The organism is Litchfieldia alkalitelluris, assembly GCF_002153425.1.
In the GTDB taxonomy this organism is placed as follows: domain Bacteria; phylum Bacillota; class Bacilli; order Bacillales; family Salisediminibacteriaceae; genus Evansella; species Evansella alkalicola.
In genome coordinates this window covers 3,711,619-3,729,475 of sequence record NZ_KZ119600.1, presented here as the reverse complement: position 1 = coordinate 3,729,475, position 17,857 = coordinate 3,711,619, and the positions used below count along the sequence as shown (strand labels likewise).

Sequence of the window (17,857 nt, the reverse complement as noted above, 5' to 3'; positions counted from 1 at the left end):
TTTGGATGTTTCTCATTTTCGTACCTGAATCCGCAACATGAGTAGAGATATTAAAGGGAGAAATTACCCTTAATTAAGAAATGGCACCAAAAATCGTGAAAATAGACGGAGAAATTCCCGCTAATTACTTGAAAACCATGATATTTTGATGTCAAAGTATACTTAAAGGGAAAAAGTACCCTTATTTACCGTAATCAAGCTGTATTTTTCAGCTTAAAGGGAAAAACTCCTCTAATTTTTAGTACCTTTGATCAGTAGCAATCAATTAGAGAGATGCTTTCGGATGCGGCATCTTGATAGTTAAAGTGTGCTATTATCACCATATTTTTAATTTAACCTTCTTCCCGAAATAAGCATAATAGGAACTTAGCAAATATGCTATTAAATTTTTGGTGTTTTGAGTAAAAAATAGAGACAGATTCACTATGTGAAAAGGCCTCGTTTTTAGTATAAAAAATTTAAGTTTTCTACCTCTAACCAGAACTACTTTTTCCTAGTTGCTATCCGCGAGCTAAGAAACTGGTCTACTCTCCAATTAACTAGTAAGAACCGTTCGGTCACTTGCAAATTGTTTACCCCTAATTTTTTGGAACTCTTCAATTAAGCCATCTACTGTTAGCTTTTCTTTTTCCTTATCCTGGGCTTCGAAAATGATTTGACCTGAATCCATCATAAACAGACGATTTCCGAGATTAATAGCTTGATCCATTTGGTGGGTTACCATTAATGTCGTCAATTGATGTTTTTTCACTAAATCCTTCGTGATGTTTGTGATTAATTCCGCCCGGGCTGGATCGAGAGCAGCTGTGTGCTCATCTAGTAATAGAATACTTGGTTTTGTAAAGGTGGCCATCAACAAGGAGAGCGCTTGTCGTTCTCCCCCTGATAGCAACCCTACTTTTGTATTGAGGCGATCTTCTAAACCGATGTCAATGGACGCCAAGAGTTCTTGAAACTCTTCTCGTCGTTTGGCATTAACACCACGGAACAAGGATCGTTTGTTTGATCTGCCAAGAGCGAGAGCCAAGTTTTCCTCAATCGTCATGTTTGGTGCAGTTCCTGCCATTGGATCCTGAAAAACACGGCCAATTAATTTCGAGCGTTTATATTCTGGCACAAAAGTTACTTCTTTGTTGTTCACGGAAACAGAGCCGAAGTCTGGGAATAATACGCCAGCGATGATATTAAGTAGCGTAGACTTCCCGGCACCATTGCTTCCGATTACCGTTACGAAGTCACCATCCTTCAAAGTAAGGTCCACTCCGTTTAATGCTTTTCGTTCGTCAGGGGTTCCCTCATAAAAGACCTTGCTTATTTGTTTTAACTCAAGCATGTTAGTTTGCCCCTTTCTCGTGTTGCATGAGCTTCCTGCGATTTGAATATCGCTTCCTGTTTTCCTTAAACTTGTTGATCCATGCTGGTGAAACAAGGGCTAAAATCACAATAATCGCCGTGATTAGTTTCATGTCACTCGCGTCCACGAAATCTAATCGTAATGCAAGGGCGATAATCATACGGTAAACGATAGCTCCTAGAATAACAGCCAAGGTTGCTCTTGCAATACTCTTTTTGCCAAATAGACTTTCACCAATGATGACAGATGCTAAACCTACGATGATCATTCCGATACCTAAGTTTACATCGCTAAAACCGTTGAACTGAGCAATGAGAGCTCCGCTTAGGGCTACGAGTCCGTTTGAAATCCCGAGTCCGAAAACGATATACATTTTTGTATTCGCAGACAAGCTTTTTACCATACGTGGGTTGTCGCCTGTCGCCCTTAAAGCCAGACCTGCCTCAGTTTTCAACAGCCAATCGGTGATGAGCTTAATCATCACAACGATCAGAATCATAGAGATAATGACTAGGAACGTTCGAGGGGCAAAGCCCTCAATTCCTAGTGCGGAGAATGGCTTCATGAGCCATTCGTCCATGCGAAGATTTTGCCACCAAGCGCGTACTTCTGTAAAAATCGTTGATTGATTCAATAGGGGGATGTTTGGCTGCCCCATTATTCGTAGATTCACTGAGTATAAGGCGGTCATCATTAGAATCCCTGATAGTAGTGGGTTTATATTTCCCATCGTATGAAGGAGACCAGTGACACAGCCTGCTAGGAAACCAACGATTGCCCCCGTAATTGTTGCCAGAAATGGATCTCCACCGTTAATAATCATTATAGCGGTTACTGCACCACCGGTTACAAAACTCCCATCAACCGTCAAGTCTGGGAAATCCAATACTCTGAAAGATAGATAGACTCCTAGTGCCATAATTGCGTAAATTAAGCCAGACTCGAAAGCCCCATAAAGTGCACTAACCATAATTATTCACCCTTTATAATCATCTTCGTCTTGTGATGTGTCTACTTTTTGTTATTGGTCTACTTCTGCTATTTTCGTCTTCTTCTATTTATTCTGCGTCGTCTTCTTCAACTGTTTCAACAAGCGTTGCTTTCTCTTCTAACTCTGCTGTAATTTCTACGCCCATTTTTTCTGCAGCTTCTTTATTAATTTCAAGGACGAGGTTTTGCGGGAATGTTGCAGGGATATCTCCGGCAGATTTGCCATCTTGCAGAATCTCAACTGCTTTTTCCCCAGCCTCATAACCAATATCGTAATAGCTGAATCCGTATGCTGCGAACCCACCACGTTTTACAGAATCTAACTCCCCAACGAATAGTGGAATATCTTCCTCTTCGCTCACCATAATAACTGATTCAAGGGAGCTAACGACGGTGTTATCTGTAATGATGTAAAATACATCTACACTACCAAGTAAAGATTCTGCCGCTTGGCGAACTTCTGCAGATGTGGCAACGGACGCCTCTCTTACATTGAGCCCTAATTCCTCAGCAGCTTCTTTCATGCTGTCCACTTGAGTAACGGAGTTTTGTTCACCTGTATTATAGATTGTTCCTACATTTTCATATCCCATTTCTTTGATAAGTGCCATCGTACTTGGAATGGCGTCTGGATTGGAGTCGGAAGTTCCGGTCGCGTTACCACCTGGGCTTTCCATCGAAGCAACTAATTCTGCACCAACTGGATCTGTGACAGATGTGAAGATGATCGGGATTTCTGTTGTTTCATTCACTGCACTTTGGGCACTAGGCGTTGCGTTGGCAAAAATTAAGTCGACATTGTCCCCAACAAATTTTTCTGCAATTGTTTTGTTGTTCGTTGCGTCCCCTTGTGCATTTTCTTCGTCAAATTTCACGTTGAGTCCAGCTTCTGTTAAGGCAGCCTTAAAACCTTCTGTCGCTGCATCTAGTGATGGGTGTTCCACATATTGCATGATCCCAACTACATAATCTGCATCTCCATCTCCTGAAGTTGTGTCATCAGAGCATGCTGCCATAAACATAAACATGCTGACGATTAAAACGATAAGTAACTTTTTCATTTCTCTTCCCCCATTAACTATTCATTTGTTTTTTTTTGCGCTGGTGCGCTTTTTTGTGTGCGTTTTGCGAATAAAGAATAGTGTCTCGCAAATTGCACCAAGGAACTTATGCTTTACTAGGTTCGCTTTATTACATATATGCGTTTATGTAATAAAGTATAAGGTTACGTTCGATATTTTACAAGAAAAATGTTTGACAATTCTATAAATTCTAATAAATATTTATATGTAAGGGTTTACAGATGCTCGTACGCGGGAGTTTTTACTGTTTGTTTGGGAAATTGAAAATTAACCCTAAACATTTTCTCTTGGCGTCCGATAGTAAGGGTAGAATAATAGTTTCGTTATCAAAACAGAAAAAGCGAGAAGAATCATTTCTTATGCGCTTTTTCTGTTTTTTGTTTTTTAGGGAGTAGTTAGGTAGGTAAGTTTATAGGGATTATCTATGAAAAAAGCATGTGTATATGGAGTCCTGAAAAAAGCGAGTGGGTGGACGGCACGTAGGATCGCTAGCAATAAATCCGGAAACCTTTTAAATAGGAAAGGAAAAGGTGATACATATGAGATTAACAGGTTTTGCATCGGGAATGGATATCAATCAAATGGTATCTGATCTTATGGAGGCGGAGCGACAGCCGATGACTAAGATGCAGCAGGATCAGCAAGAATTGATTTTAAAAATGGGGGAGTATCGTGAAGTCAATCGTGCCTTTATGAAGTTCCGCGATGACACGTTTGATTCGGTCATGCGTAGTTCGAACATGGTTTCTAAGCAGGTGTCGAGTTCTAACGAAGGGCTAGTGAGTGGAACGGCAGCCTCGGGCACTGCAAATGGGACGTATACCATTTCTAAAGTGGAGCAGCTTGCAACAGCAGCTTATAATTTTAGTGCTGGGGATGGAGAAAATGGCTCTTTTGTAAGTGAAGGAGAGCTTGATCCAAATGAAAGCTTATTTGCACAGAATAGTAAATTATTCGTTGACGTTCCTAATAGTGAATTTAAAACAGGTTTAACCACTTTTGACGAAAATGGTGATAAAGTATCTGTAACATTTACTTTTGACCAAGATGGTAGTTTAAATGATATTTTGGAAGAGATTAATAACTCTGAACTCGGTGTACAAGCATTTTTTGATCCACACAGTCAAAGGGTTTCCATGTCAAGAACTGACACGGGAATTCACAATCCTGGTGAAGGGGACGAAATGCTTTTTCAAGCCTATGTAGAAGGAGAAGATGGAGAACTTGAAGTAGTTGAAGAAGATCATTTTAATCTATTTACTAGTGTTCTAGGTTTTTCCGAAGGGAATGAAGAGGGTGCAGAGAACGCCAAGTTTACATTGAACGGGCTAGAGACGGAGCGACAGACTAATGATTTCAATATAAATGGCTTAAATATCTCGTTGAAAAATCAATTTGACGCTCCTGTTACACTGTCTGTTTCGAATAATACGGACGATATTTTTGACACAGTCATGGGGTTTGTCGATGATTATAATGAATTAATTGAGCTTGTAGATGGAAAGGTTTCACAAGAATATTACCGCGACTACGCCCCTTTGACGGAAGAGCAGATGCGGGATATGTCGGAGCGGGAGATTGAATTGTGGGAGGAACGGGCGCATAGCGGGCTTGTTCGAAATGATCGTATGTTAACTGGGGCGTTGGACCGGATGCGTCAGGATTTCTATGGCCATGTGGAAACTGGAGCGGAAAATCAGGCGTTTTCATTGATAACGGAAATTGGGATTACGACGACGAGTAATTACCAGGATCGTGGTCGGTTGGAAGTAGACGAAACTGCGCTACGAGCTGCAATCGAAGAGGACGCAGAGTCGGTATTTCAGATGTTTGCTGCTGATGGAGATGAATTTGAAGAAAGGGGTATTGCGAGGCGATTGCGTGATACGCTTTCTGGTCAAATTGAAATGCTTTCTGAAAGGGCTGGCCGATCTGAAATGGCATCTAATCAGCAGTTTACGATTGGGCGTGAGATTGACCAGGCGGCAGAGCGAATTTCCAATTTTGAGCGAAGAATGGAGCAAGTTGAGCAACGGTACTGGCGTCAGTTTACGGCAATGGAGCAGGCGATGGCTCAAGCGAATTCTCAAGCGGAGACGCTGTTTTCACAGCTAGGTGGAATGGGACAAATGTAAGGTGATAGTGAACAAAGGTGAGTATGTCATGGGTGTTTGATGATATGCTTACCTTTTTTGTTTTGAGTCTGGTGGTGGGCGGATTTTATGAAATTTGTTCTTGTATCTTTTTACTGAGAAGATATTGGGGACAAAAATTGTTTTGGAAATGTAAATATGTCGTTAGAAGAAGCAACTAACGACAAAAGGAAGTTTAGAACTGGTAGTAATGTCGTTAGAAGCAGTGACTAGCGACAAAAGGAAGATTTGGAATGGAAGAAATGTCGTTAGAAGATGAGACTAACGACAAAAGGGAGTTCAGTAATTGCAAATATGTCGTTAGAGGAAGCAACTAACGACAAAAGGAAGTGATGGAGTTGCAGATATGTCGTTAGAAGCAGTGACTAACGACAAAAGGAAGTAGTGGAAATGTAATTATGTCGTTAGAGGGGGCAACTAACGACAAAAGGAAGTAGTGGAGTGGAAGAAATGTCGTTAGAAGAAGCAACTAACGACAAAAGGAAGTGGTGGAATGGAAGATATGTCGTTAGAGGAGGCAACTAACGACAAAAAGGAGTTGTGGAGTGGCAGATATGTCGTTAGAAGAAGGAACTAACGACAAAAGGAAGTTCAGGAAATGTAAATATGTCGGTAGAGGAGGCAACTAACGACAAAAGGAAATAGTGGAGTGGAAGATATGTCGTTAGAGGAAGGAACTAACGACAAAAGGAAGTGATGGAGTTGCAGATATGTCGTTAGAAGAAGGAACTAACGACAAAAAGAGTTTAGTCCTGATAAATCTGTCCCTAACATGACTAGCTGAAAAATCAGAAAGCAAACAAGGCTAGGAATATATTAAACTTACATACTAAATACCTACCTTCTACCCATTTTTAGAAAATATATAAACTTTAGCTCCCAAAGTACCGATATAGGAAATAGATGAAGTTTAGCATTGTGGGGAATAGCGACTTCCCTGGTAAAACTATTACAACTATTTTTTTCACAAACAAAAGAAAAATAAATCTAAAAACTGGATAGACAACAGAATATGGGATAGGAGTGGTGGAAGGTGAGATTATCGGGCTTTGCCACAGGTATGGATATTAATCAGATGGTGCAGGATTTGATGCGTGCGGAACGGATGCCGATGGACCGTATGAAGCAGGATCAGCAGATTATTGAATGGCGGATGGAAGAATATCGAAATATTAATAGGAAGCTAGATCAGTTTAGAACGAATATTTTTGACAATGTATTAAGGCAGTCGAGAATGCTTGCTAATAAAGCAACGAGTTCTAATGATAGATTTGTGACAGCAACCGCAACAGCATCAGCTAACCCAGGTAGCTTTAGAATAACGGAAGTAAAGAAATTGGCAACTGCTGCCTCTAACTCGAGTCAAGACAGTATTTCAGGTGAAAATAAATTAGAACTAACAAAGTCAATGCAGACCCAGAGTTTTTCAGATGATGGCTTTTGGAAACAAGGTATTGTAAACAAAAAGGAAGTAACAGTTTCTACACAAACAAGAAATGTTTCAATTGATGGTGGGATTCAAGATCCTGGAGAAGCGATTGTGAGAGTAAATGGGGTGTCTTTCGATGTTATTACAGAAGGTGAACCTGAAGAAAATCAGGTTTTAATAACAGAAGATGGGGCATTAGAATTCGGTAGAAACCTACGTGCAAGAGATAAGGTAGAGGTTACTTTTTTTACAGATGAGGCACAAAAAAACTTTTCTATTAATGAGAATAGACTAAATGTAAGATTAGACCATAGAGGAATCTATTTTGATGAGTCGGAAGTTGATTCATTGAGAGTTGAAATTACCAATGGAGATACCACTACTACATCATTAACTGTCGTTACAGACCTGGAAGACCTTGAACCTGGAAAGGTCTTTGTGAACTTACAGACTGGAGAGATGAGGTTTGCCGAAGGGACAGAAGGTGAAGTAAATGTAACATATAAACAGAACTTTACTTCATCTAGTATCACCTCTTTTAATGCTAGTGGTCAACCTGTAACGGATAATTTTGTATTTACTGGTGACCAGACGATGAATGAAGTGGTTCGTCAAATGAATGCTTCGAATACAGGAATCAATGTATTTTATGATGAATTTGCTGATAAAATATCTGTTATTCGTTCTGAAACAGGTATATATAATACATCAGGTGAAGAGATTCTTTTTGAAGGAGACTTCTTCACTAAAGGGTTAAAACTAGATAGTGACAATGAACGTGAGGCAACAAACGCAGCTTTTACAATAAATGGTCTTGAAACTCAAAGACAGTCAAACACATTTACCATGAATGGGATTACAATGACTCTTCGTGATACATTTGAAGCAGGTACAAATACGATCACTATTGGTGCATCTAAAAATGTAGATTCTATAATGGATACTATCAAAGGTTTCGTTGACGAATACAATGAATTGGTAGATCTTGTGAATGGAAAGCTAAGAGAAGATTTCCACCGTGATTTTCGCCCCTTAACAGAGGAGCAACGAGATGCGATGTCTGATCGAGAGATTGAACGTTGGGAAGAAAAATCCATGAGTGGTATGTTGAGAAACGATCGTACACTTCGAAATGGATTTGATAGGTTTAGAATGGATATGTACTCTCCAGTAAATATTGGCTTTGATTCAGATTATACTCAATTATCTGCTATTGGTATTACAACTACAAGTAACCACCGTGATGGCGGGAAGCTCCAGATCGATGAAGATAAACTTCGTGCAGCCATTGAAAATGATCCTGAAGCGGTTTATCGTATATTTGCAGGTGACGGTACAACACATGGTGAAAAAGGAGTGGCCCGACGGATTCGTGATAGTGCTGAATCTCTAATTCAGCAAGTTTCACAAAGGGCAGGGGGATTACGTGGAAGAAACATGAATCACCAATTCACTCTGGGGCGTGAACTAAATCAGCTAGACTCTCGTATCTCAAATTTCGAACGGAAAATGGAACGAGTGGAGCAGCGTTATTGGGCACAATTTACGGCTATGGAAAAAGCAGTTGCACAAGCAAACTCCCAAGGGGAAGCGCTGTGGGCACAGCTGTACGGTGGCGGGTTTTAATTGAAATTTCTAGGTGTAAAATAGGCTTGTAGCTTATTTTCAACCTGGGAAACTAGCGCGAAGGAAGGAGGCTAACCATGAAGATTTTGAAAGCTGTTCATACCTTAACGAAAGGTTTATATGATCATTTACAGAAGCCTATGCCTAAGGATGAAGATGACAGGGATGCATACATCGAGACTATGAATGATATGCTGGAAAAACGGGAGCAGCTTATCCCTCATGTGAGTCGGCCTCAAAATGAAGATGAGGAAAAGCTGGGGCAGGATATAGTAGCGATGAACAAGGTGGTTAATCAGAAGATTGCGGCTGCGCAGGGGCTGATCCGAATGGATATTACGAAGCTCCAGCAGCGCAAGGAAACTGGTAAGAAGTATGAGTCTCCTTATGAGGGACCAACTGCTGACGGCGTGTTTTTTGATTCTAAAAAATAGGTAATATTAATTTTTGATGTATTGTTAGTTACGGGGTCTCAGGTTTATATGCGGACTGTATGCAAGGAGTTGAATTTAAACTTCTCTGCTGGAGATTGATCAAGGTATTCAGTTAGACGTAGTCGTCATCTATTCACAGAAATGAAACTATAGTTTTCCAAAAAGGGGGTTGATAGGGCGTAATGGCTCTTCAATCCTCTTTTATTGTGTATTATCTTTACAGTTATCCATTTAAAGGGTATACTATAAATAAAAGAACGTTTGTTCGTTTGTTGTCGCGGTATATGTGAATGAGATCACAATGTTTGCTAGGGGGGGCGTTGATGAAGGCTCATAGTCAAGATCATGATCGATGGTTTAAGGAGCTTATTACTACATTTTTTGAAGAATTTATTTTAGCGTTTTTTCCTAAAGTATATGAACATATTGATTTTAGCAATTCGAGGTTTCTATCTGAAGAAGTCTACACTGATATTATAAAAGGTGAAAAGCGTCGTGTAGACCTTTTAATTGAAACGAGATTGAAAGATGAGGATGCAATTATCATTATTCATGTTGAACCACAATCGTACTATGAACCGGAATTCTCCGATAGAATGTTTATTTACTTCAGCAGATTGTATGAAAAATACCGCTGTACTATTGTCCCTATCGCAATTTTTAGCTATGATAAAGAAAAGGTTGAGTCGGATAGATTCAAGATGAAAACTCCTTTTTTAGATATTCTGAATTTTCACTTTTTTACTCTTCAATTGAGAAATTTAAATTGGAGGGATTTTCTTAGTTATCCGAATCCGGTTGCAACTGCCCTCTTATGTAAGATGGGATATGATAAAACGGAGAGGGTGCAGGTGAAAAAATAATTTTTAAGATTAATGGTAAAAATGCAGTTGAATCCTGCAAAGATGAGTTTAATTACTGGATTTTTTGAGTCTTATTTAAATTTGTCCCCAGATGAGGAATTACTTTTGGAAGGTGAACTAGAAGAATTACCTAAAAAGGAGGGCCATGAAATTATGGAAATGATAAGTTCTTGGGAGCGGAAAGGTATTGAAAAGGGAATTCAAAGAGGGCGGCAAAAAGGGTTTTCAGAAGGGGAGCGGAAAAAGGCCATCGAAGTAGCTAGTAGATTGCTTGAAAAAGGCTTTGAAATAGAAGAAATTAATGAAATAACGGGATTAGATGAAAAACTTATTAAAGGCTTAAGAAACTAGAGGTAACAAGAATTTTACATTGCAACTGAACATAGAGAAGTAAATGTGGGTTGGCTAAATTATTTTAGTCAACTCTTTTTGTTTTGGAATACTGCGGAGTCACTTTATCTAAAAGTTATATAGAAATTAATTATCAAAAAATATGTAATTTTATCCTTAACATTATTTCCTCCAATCCGATATAAAGGGTAGAAAACCGAATAGTAGGGGGATTTGCACATGGAAGTGAAATCAACGGGTGCCATAACGGTAAATGAGCTTTTTACGCAGGTTCAGCAGGAGCGTTCGCAAACGCAAAAGACACAAGGAAGTGTCGATACTTCGTCGCGTCAGGCTGAAGCGGTTTCTCGTTCGGAGTCTCATGAGTGGAATGAGGAGCTTTTGTCGGAAAAATTGGATGCGTTAAATCATTTAGTTCAATCTCAGGCGCCACAGTTTAAGTCGTTTCAGTTTGAGAAGCATGATAAGCTTGAGCGCATGATGATTCGGGTTATTGATCAGGAAACGGAAGAGGTTATAAAGGAGATTCCACCTAAGGAGTTTTTGGATATGATATCTTCTATGTTAGAGTTCGCAGGCATTATTATTGATGAAAAAATTTAATGATTTTCTTTGAAAAAGTGGACTTGGTAATTTTACCAAGTTTATTTTTTTCCTAAACATTTCTATTCGTAGTCCGATATTACATATGAAGGTGAATTAATGTTATCATTCGCGATAGTTTTATCGGAATTGTGGTGTTGTTACATATAGATGCTTGACCGCGTTACAATTAAAGGGGGATTCAGTTATGGCAATTAATAATCCATATGCGAAATATAAACAGAATACAGTGGAGACAAAGTCACCTGGTGAGTTGACTTTGATGCTTTATGAAGGGTGCATTAAGTTCATCAAGCGTGCGGAAAAAGCGATTGATGAGGGGAAAGTGGAGGACCGTAATACGAATTTGATCAAGTCTCAGAATATCATTCGTGAGTTAATGGTGACGTTGAAGACGGATTCTGAGGTGGCCAAAAATATGATGCAAATGTATGACTTCATTTTGAGCCGTCTCGTAGATGCGAATATGAACAATGACAAGAAGGCGTTGCAGGAGGCGGAAACGTTTGTCGTTGATTTCCGTGACACTTGGAAGCAGGTTATTCAAATTGATCGCCAGCGTCGTCATGGAGCGGGTGGGAATAAGTAAAGTAAGTAATAGAGTGAGGTAGGTAGCTTTGCGAGGTAGCTTTGCTGGGACATGGGAGTCTGGTGTTGGCATTGGAGCTGACGTTTGAACAGAGGTGCCATGGAATGGAACTCAACTTGGGGGCTACTGCCTAGTCATAAAATTGTTGATTTAGTTTGAAATAGGATTGGATATTGAATGGATCTTTGGGAATGTGGCGGGAGTGTCTGCTACATTCTTTTTTGTTTTTGGTTTTATTTTTGTTTTGCTTTGTGTTGATATGGGGCGGCGTGTGGTAATAAAATGGGAACCGAGTGTTATGGGGAATGGGCTAGTGTATTTTAGAGGATTGGTCATAGGGAGTGAGCACAGTGAATAATTGGGATAGAAGATTTTTGCAGGGGGAGTGTATTGTGAAAATGCGGGCTTACGGAGAGGGAAGATGTGGAATGAGGCGAGGAGGAGCGGTGATGTTATATGACTAAAAAGCTGACAGCGGCTAAAGAGCGTTTTCTACAACAATATATTGGCCTTTTGGAAGAAGTGGAGCCAAGCTTGACGTTTGTTATAGAGTGCTATGAACAGGGGGATGGGGATATTGGTGAGCGGCTTCTACGCAAGGTGCTAGAAGGTATTGCGCCATATGATGAGCAAAATATGACGATGGTATCTATTTTTGGACAGGCTGAAGCTGATATGGAGGTGCTTGCAGCTTATCAGAATGTTATTTACGTTGCGAGTAATATGGAGGAAGAGCTGGGAGATGAGTGGAGCCCAGGTGCATATATGCGTGATGTGTTCCTTCCTACACATAAGAAGTGGATGAAGAGAGTGGAAGGGAAGTTGAAGGAGCTGGAGTAATGGCGGGTGTGTTCACATAAAATTCGGGGACCTGGTCCCCGAATTTTCTGTGAATGTTTAGAACGTGTATTGCGGAAACTATAGGATACGATTTGAATTGGAAAGGATGAATTGATGTGGAATTAAGTCATCTCAGTAACGTGAGGCAGGAGATTGAGAAGGAATTGGTGGATCACATTTTGCCATTCTGGAAGACGCATGCTGTAGATGAATATGGAGATGGCTTTCATGGATACTTGTTCTTTGATCTCTCCATCGATAAGGAATGTGACCATATCTGCCTTCTTTATTCTAAGATCCTCTGGAGTTTCTCTGCTGCTTACAGGAAATTTAAGCAAGAAGATGACCTGAAGGTGGCACAGCGATCTTTTGACTATATGATGGAACATTTTTTAGATAAGGAGCATGGTGGCTTTTACTGGTCCGTGGACGAGAAGAATGGACTTGGGAAGGATACAAATAAGCATATGTACAATCAAGCATATGCTATTTATGGCCTGACTGAATTTTTCCAAGCATCAGGGGTTGAAGAAGCTCTAGAACAAGGGAAACAACTCTATCATTTGTTAGAAAAAAATGGTGTGGATGCTGAAAACGGAGGATACTTCGAAGCGTTTTCGAGGGAGTGGCAGCAAGATAGTGAGCTCAGTCATAAAGTTCACGAATTGCATGTATCTAAATCGATCAAAACACATCTGCAGTTGCTTGAAGCCTATACAAATTTATACAGAGTTTGGGATGATGAAGGATTAAAGGCCAGTCTTGAAAGGTTATTTGATATTATCGTTGAAAAGGTCTTAAACGGAGACAATCATTTTCATGTGTACTTTAATAACAGGTGGGAACCTGATTCTTCGCTGGTTTCTTATGGAAGGGACTTGGAAGGTAGTTGGATTCTAACGGAAGCGGCCAAAGTCCTTCGATGTGAACGGCGCATGGACATGATAAAGACCACTGCTGTTGATATTGTCAATGCTTGTCTAGAAGGAGGCGTGGAGGAAGATGGTAGCTTCATTCATGAAAGCATTGGTGAAGAGGTAACGGACGGAGATCGAGTTTGGTGGGTACAGTCAGAAGGATTGGTGGCGCTTCTCAATGCTTATGAGTTGTCTGGTGAGAATAAATACTTAACTCATTTCAATAATTTATGGGAATATATACGTGATTACTATATTGATCAGAAGCACGGTGAATGGTATTGGCAGCTGACTTCGGAAAATGAGATTGATACATCGAAGCCGATTGTAGAGACATGGAAAGGACCGGATCACAATACAAGAGGATTAATGGAGTCAATGGAGCGGATCTCGAAGATAGTGACATAAAAAATTGCGGGAAAATTTGGGGACCTGGTCCCGCAATTTTTGTTCGGGGACCAGGTCCCCGAACTTTTTGTGACAAAATAAGAGCCCCAACGTGGAAAGGGGCTAGTTCGTTTGGGACTCTCACTTTACGGAATATTGGTCTTTCATTGTATATTGTACATTTCACAAAATTGTCAGGGACCAGGTCCCCGACAATTTATTGACAATTTACTTTATACAGGCTCCCTAATATACCTCAGAAGTATTTCATCACTATTGATATTTTCCCTATGCTTCACATCTACATTGACTTGGAGATCTTCGAGAAGTTCATGAACTACTTCAATTTGCTCTTCTTGGATGATTAGCTGCTCTGATAGTTCTTCGAAATCTTCCTTTTTAATCATTTGTCGTTCAATTTGGGCAAGTTTATGCAAAATAGTTTTTAGTAGGTCCATTTCGTTCATTAGGTCATCTCCTTTTATTGAAAAAATAGATTCATTTGCAAAACGATGGTACATCTTTTTTCAAAAGTTGAAGCTCTAAAATGGCAACTCAGCTCCGTTTGTGGAGGAATCAGTTCCAGTACCAGATGGAGGTGGTGTTGGTGGTGAAGCCACGGCCACGGTGGAGGCTACTGACCTTTCACTATTAGTTGGATCTGCGCTAACGCCTGCACTTACTTCTACTTGCTGTGCCTGCGGCGGTGGGGAAGAGCTGACAGTAACAGCATGTCCATTTACACTTTCGCCTGCAGCCACTGGATGCTTCCCAGGGATTGGAACTTCCATCTCTGTTTTTGTATTCCTTTTTAAATGTAGAAAAGTGATATTTTCTGCAACGATTTCAGTTGTGGTAATTCTCTTGTTTTCGTCTATATCATAGGTTCTCATGTGAACTCTTCCTGTCACACATACGAGAGAACCTTTCGAGCAATAATCAGCTGTCGTTTCAGCGAGTTTTTTCCAAGCAGTTAAGGAAATAAAATCAGTATCATAGTTGCCCTCGTTGTTTTTAAAAGGTCGGCGAACGGCAAGAGATATTCTCGTAAGCGCTGTCCCTTCCTTTGTTGTTTGGATTACAGGATCTTTTGCAATTCTTCCAATAAGCATCACTTGATTTAACATGAACTTCACTCCTAGTTTTTATTTAATTTATAGTAGAATCTTGAATACAAGAAAGCTTCCATTCTCGTTTCACATAGTTTTGATAGTGTATGTGAAGCGGTATGGGGAATAATTGACGAATTTTATCACGGGTAAAACATTTAGGTGGTGGCTGTGGTGGATAAGTAATGGAGGAATTTTTCCATTCCGAGGGGTTAGGGCGGCTTGCGAAGAGGAGATTTTTTGGCAAGGTTTCCTGGACGCTCGTACCTCCCCTGATGACTGGCTTAGAAATAATTTCAGGGGTTGCATAATGGTAATAACTACTCCAAGGGTATTTTATTGGATCATCTGTGATGTTAGCGGCCAATGGATTGTTGTGAATATATGCGCTCACGGTCATTATTTTATAATCTGAAGGTACAGGGTGACTGGCATAGCGGTTTTCAAAAACATGTCCTGAGAGCTTATATTTTTTATTAAACCAAGTTGCATAGCTTCCATTAATACAATGCATCACCTTATTTAATGGATCCATTTGTGTACTAATTAAAAGGTGGTAATGATTTGTCATCAGGCAGTAGGCGTGTAGTTTGAAAGGAGCATATTCCATCGTATTATTTAATATACGAAAAAACTGTAAGTAGTCATTTGTGCTAAGAAAAATAGGTGAACGTCGGACACCGCGACTAATCACATGATAGACGGCCCCGGGATAATTTTGGCGTTTAGGTACTGGCATATTCAGTTTTTCACTCCTTTGTGTTAAAAAGTAAAGTCTATGACTCTTGGTTCTTTGTTGTATTTACTCTTTCTCATGCACTTATTCTATAGATTTTCGGTGTAGTCATCATAACAATGGCCTCCTTTCGTAATGTTGGTTCTCTAAAAAAAATATGTGAAAGAGTGAGCAAATTATTAAATAACAAATGAGTTCAATTATTAAACGTCACTCTTTTCACACCCATGCTGCCCGCTGTAATTGAAACCTTTATCTTATGTACAGCTGTTGGTTCCTTATCCTCCTTGGAGCCAGAGGTCAACGAGCTACCTCCTCATCAAGATATGACAATAGACATTCTTTAATGGTTCGGTAAAGAGGGTTATGTATGTGGTTGTAAATTAAGCTTACGTAAAACTGTAACTGGTTATGGAATAATAAATTAAAAAGGAAAGGAATGAGAGTGGTATGACGCTAGAAGTTAGGTTATGGGAGTGGTTCATATCCATTCTACAAATTGATTTGAAAATTGTAGCTAGACATAAAAGGTGAAACTTTTTTTGTAAAAAATCAAAATTTTTATTTTGTCGAATACAGTCATAAAAATAGTGTTTTTGAAGAATTATTGAAGCTAATTTTCATTTTATTTGAAGTGTTGGGAAATTGCAATACCATATTTTCCTAATACATAAATTTGACATATTTTGAAAATTGTAAGGGACCAGGTCCCGCACAAATTTGTGAACACGCCAGTTTTCCTATAAAATATATCATGTCATTTTTCTTGATAAAATTATATAGCTATACAATTATCAACCTGCAGCAATATTAATTGAAATTAGCCCCAACACTCGACACTAGAAGGATGTCGAACCTGTTGAAAAATGTCGAAATAATCAGTTTAAAATGGTTTGACTATATAATTAGCCATTGCTATAGTGGAATTGTGGTAGTTAATACCATGATATTGAAATGAAGGGAACGTGGTTAGAAACATGCAAGGAAAAGTAAAGTGGTTCAATGCAGAAAAAGGATTCGGATTTATTGAGAGAGATGGCGGAGACGATGTATTTGTACACTTCTCAGCGATCGAAGAAGAAGGTTTCAAATCATTAGAAGAAGGTCAAGATGTGGAATTCGAAATTGTTGAAGGTGCACGTGGACCACAAGCTTCTAACGTAGTTAAGCTTTAATTCGCAATTGATTTCCTGAAAGAATAGTTATTTAACATACATCTATGGTGTTATGGTAAGATAGCTTCATCCAAGGAATTGTTATGAGCGAAAAAACTAAATCCCGTCTTCCAATTGGAGGCGGGATTTTTCTGCATTAATATAAGTATTTTCATGAATGTCAAGAAAATATCAAGAAAGTCAAGGACCAGGTCCCGGAATTTAAATTCAGGGACCTGGTCCTTGACGTCTTTGTGAACATAGGGATAAATTTTCTAATTTTAGTTAATATATATAGTGTAAGAAGTGTATTATATAAAGGTCTAATCATCATAATAGTGATGTTATAGGCTATTACTTCCTTAGGAATCTTCTTAAATTTTTATTAATGTTTTAGAAGGAATATTGGGAGGGTATGGAGAATATTAGATACATAACCGAAAGGAGGAGTTTGCTTATGAATTTTAATATTCGTGGCGAAAACCTTGAAATTACACCAGCATTAAGAGATTATGTGGAGAAAAAAGTAGGGAAATTGGAGAGGTACTTTGACTTTGAACCAACACCAGATGTAAATGTTAAAATGAGTGTGATAAACAACGATCAAAAAGTTGAAATTACAATCCCTCTACCGAAGCTTCTACTAAGAGCTGAGGAAAAACATACTGACATGTATGCAGCGATTGACTTAGTAATTGAAAAGCTTGAAAGACAAATTCGTAAACATAAAACGAAAGTGAACCGTAAATTTAGACAAGATGATAGTTTAAAATATATGTTTAAAAACGACCTAGAACCATTAGCGGAAGAAACGCCAGAAAGTGATGAAATCGAAGTTGTCCGTACGAAGAAATTTGACTTAAAGCCAATGGACGCAGAAGAGGCTATTCTACAAATGGATATGCTAGGGCATAACTTCTTCGTATTCTCTGATGCAGTAAGTGGATCAACGAATGTAGTTTACAAACGTAAAGATGGACGCTACGGCTTAATTGAGCCCGAATAAAATCATAAAATCTAACGATAAAAATAAGGAGTCTTCCTATAAAGTGGGAGGCTCCTTTTATGTTGGAGGTACTCCTTGATGTATTACCTGTCACAAAATTGTCAGGGACCTGGTCCCCGAATTTAAGTTCGGGGACCAGGTCCCTGAAATATTCTTGTCCTTGTAAGGATAAGGTCAAACTGTTAAAATGAAAGGTAGCTTTGTTAGTATTGACCAAGGTTTCTTTACGTTACA

15 protein-coding genes and 1 pseudogene are annotated in these 17,857 nt (G+C 39.3%); 10 read left to right on the top strand and 6 right to left on the bottom strand.

Annotated elements, in window-relative coordinates; all coding sequences use genetic code 11:
• Positions 1-535: 535 nt before the first annotated feature.
• The 3 genes from BW724_RS17920 to BW724_RS17910 all read right to left on the bottom strand — a co-directional run bounded on the left by BW724_RS17920 (position 536) and on the right by BW724_RS17910 (position 3,405).
• Positions 536-1,333 (bottom strand): ABC transporter ATP-binding protein, encoded by a 798-nt coding sequence (locus tag BW724_RS17920; RefSeq protein ID WP_088076511.1) that lies wholly within the window; start codon positions 1,331-1,333, stop codon positions 536-538.
• A gap of 1 nt (position 1,334) precedes the next feature.
• Positions 1,335-2,324: an ABC transporter permease gene (locus BW724_RS17915; RefSeq protein WP_088076510.1), complete on the bottom strand. Its 990-nt coding sequence runs from the start codon at positions 2,322-2,324 to the stop codon at positions 1,335-1,337.
• 88 nt (positions 2,325-2,412) lie between these two features.
• Positions 2,413-3,405, bottom strand: coding sequence for an ABC transporter substrate-binding protein (locus BW724_RS17910; RefSeq protein ID WP_088076509.1), 993 nt, complete (start codon positions 3,403-3,405; stop codon positions 2,413-2,415).
• 560 nt (positions 3,406-3,965) lie between these two features.
• Between BW724_RS17910 and BW724_RS17905 the strand changes: the two genes are divergently transcribed.
• The 8 genes and pseudogenes from BW724_RS17905 to BW724_RS17870 all read left to right on the top strand — a co-directional run bounded on the left by BW724_RS17905 (position 3,966) and on the right by BW724_RS17870 (position 13,639).
• Positions 3,966-5,561 (top strand): flagellar hook-associated protein 2, encoded by a 1,596-nt coding sequence (locus BW724_RS17905; protein WP_235849006.1) that lies wholly within the window; start codon positions 3,966-3,968, stop codon positions 5,559-5,561.
• Between the two features lie 1,051 nt (positions 5,562-6,612).
• Entirely contained in the window at positions 6,613-8,634 is a 2,022-nt protein-coding gene (gene fliD / locus BW724_RS17900; protein WP_088076508.1) for a flagellar filament capping protein FliD, read from the top strand.
• A gap of 77 nt (positions 8,635-8,711) precedes the next feature.
• Positions 8,712-9,068 (top strand): flagellar protein FliT, encoded by a 357-nt coding sequence (locus BW724_RS17895; RefSeq protein WP_088076507.1) that lies wholly within the window; start codon positions 8,712-8,714, stop codon positions 9,066-9,068.
• A 323-nt stretch (positions 9,069-9,391) separates the two neighbouring features.
• Positions 9,392-10,282 (top strand): annotated as a pseudogene (locus BW724_RS17890) (Rpn family recombination-promoting nuclease/putative transposase).
• Between the two features lie 219 nt (positions 10,283-10,501).
• The gene (locus tag BW724_RS17885; RefSeq protein ID WP_088076506.1) at positions 10,502-10,885 is read left to right on the top strand and encodes a flagellar protein FlaG; all 384 of its coding nucleotides are present in this window, start codon (positions 10,502-10,504) and stop codon (positions 10,883-10,885) included.
• 187 nt (positions 10,886-11,072) lie between these two features.
• Entirely contained in the window at positions 11,073-11,474 is a 402-nt protein-coding gene (gene fliS / locus BW724_RS17880) for a flagellar export chaperone FliS (protein WP_088076505.1), read from the top strand.
• A gap of 456 nt (positions 11,475-11,930) precedes the next feature.
• Positions 11,931-12,314 carry a DUF8042 domain-containing protein gene (locus BW724_RS17875; RefSeq protein WP_088076504.1) on the top strand — a complete coding sequence of 128 codons (384 nt, stop codon included), beginning with the start codon at positions 11,931-11,933 and terminating at the stop codon, positions 12,312-12,314.
• A 116-nt stretch (positions 12,315-12,430) separates the two neighbouring features.
• Positions 12,431-13,639, top strand: a complete 1,209-nt coding sequence (locus BW724_RS17870) for an AGE family epimerase/isomerase (RefSeq protein WP_088076503.1) — start codon at positions 12,431-12,433, stop codon at positions 13,637-13,639.
• 212 nt (positions 13,640-13,851) lie between these two features.
• Here the strand turns inward: BW724_RS17870 and BW724_RS17865 are convergent, their stop codons facing one another.
• The 3 genes from BW724_RS17865 to BW724_RS17855 all read right to left on the bottom strand — a co-directional run bounded on the left by BW724_RS17865 (position 13,852) and on the right by BW724_RS17855 (position 15,466).
• The gene (locus BW724_RS17865; RefSeq protein ID WP_088076502.1) at positions 13,852-14,085 is read right to left on the bottom strand and encodes a hypothetical protein; all 234 of its coding nucleotides are present in this window, start codon (positions 14,083-14,085) and stop codon (positions 13,852-13,854) included.
• A gap of 75 nt (positions 14,086-14,160) precedes the next feature.
• The gene (locus tag BW724_RS17860) at positions 14,161-14,745 is read right to left on the bottom strand and encodes a single-stranded DNA-binding protein (RefSeq protein WP_088076501.1); all 585 of its coding nucleotides are present in this window, start codon (positions 14,743-14,745) and stop codon (positions 14,161-14,163) included.
• Between the two features lie 22 nt (positions 14,746-14,767).
• Positions 14,768-15,466, bottom strand: coding sequence for a transposase (locus BW724_RS17855; protein ID WP_088076500.1), 699 nt, complete (start codon positions 15,464-15,466; stop codon positions 14,768-14,770).
• Positions 15,467-16,440: 974 nt separating this feature from the next.
• Between BW724_RS17855 and cspD the strand changes: the two genes are divergently transcribed.
• Together cspD and hpf are read left to right on the top strand one after the other, a co-directional pair.
• Entirely contained in the window at positions 16,441-16,638 is a 198-nt protein-coding gene (gene cspD, locus BW724_RS17850; RefSeq protein WP_088076499.1) for a cold-shock protein CspD, read from the top strand.
• Between the two features lie 436 nt (positions 16,639-17,074).
• The gene (gene hpf / locus BW724_RS17845) at positions 17,075-17,623 is read left to right on the top strand and encodes a ribosome hibernation-promoting factor, HPF/YfiA family (protein WP_088076498.1); all 549 of its coding nucleotides are present in this window, start codon (positions 17,075-17,077) and stop codon (positions 17,621-17,623) included.
• The last annotated feature ends 234 nt before the right edge of the window (positions 17,624-17,857 follow it).

Coding starts and splice junctions, on each gene's coding strand:
- BW724_RS17905 (WP_235849006.1), top strand. CDS start 3,966: ATGAGATTAACAGGTTTTGCATCGGGAATGGATATCAATCAAATGGTA.
- BW724_RS17885 (WP_088076506.1), top strand. CDS start 10,502: ATGGAAGTGAAATCAACGGGTGCCATAACGGTAAATGAGCTTTTTACG.
- BW724_RS17855 (WP_088076500.1), bottom strand. CDS start 15,466: ATGCCAGTACCTAAACGCCAAAATTATCCCGGGGCCGTCTATCATGTG.
- fliS (WP_088076505.1), top strand. CDS start 11,073: ATGGCAATTAATAATCCATATGCGAAATATAAACAGAATACAGTGGAG.
- hpf (WP_088076498.1), top strand. CDS start 17,075: ATGAATTTTAATATTCGTGGCGAAAACCTTGAAATTACACCAGCATTA.
- BW724_RS17860 (WP_088076501.1), bottom strand. CDS start 14,745: ATGTTAAATCAAGTGATGCTTATTGGAAGAATTGCAAAAGATCCTGTA.
- BW724_RS17915 (WP_088076510.1), bottom strand. CDS start 2,324: ATGGTTAGTGCACTTTATGGGGCTTTCGAGTCTGGCTTAATTTACGCA.
- BW724_RS17910 (WP_088076509.1), bottom strand. CDS start 3,405: ATGAAAAAGTTACTTATCGTTTTAATCGTCAGCATGTTTATGTTTATG.
- BW724_RS17865 (WP_088076502.1), bottom strand. CDS start 14,085: ATGAACGAAATGGACCTACTAAAAACTATTTTGCATAAACTTGCCCAA.
- BW724_RS17920 (WP_088076511.1), bottom strand. CDS start 1,333: ATGCTTGAGTTAAAACAAATAAGCAAGGTCTTTTATGAGGGAACCCCT.
- cspD (WP_088076499.1), top strand. CDS start 16,441: ATGCAAGGAAAAGTAAAGTGGTTCAATGCAGAAAAAGGATTCGGATTT.
- BW724_RS17875 (WP_088076504.1), top strand. CDS start 11,931: ATGACTAAAAAGCTGACAGCGGCTAAAGAGCGTTTTCTACAACAATAT.
- BW724_RS17895 (WP_088076507.1), top strand. CDS start 8,712: ATGAAGATTTTGAAAGCTGTTCATACCTTAACGAAAGGTTTATATGAT.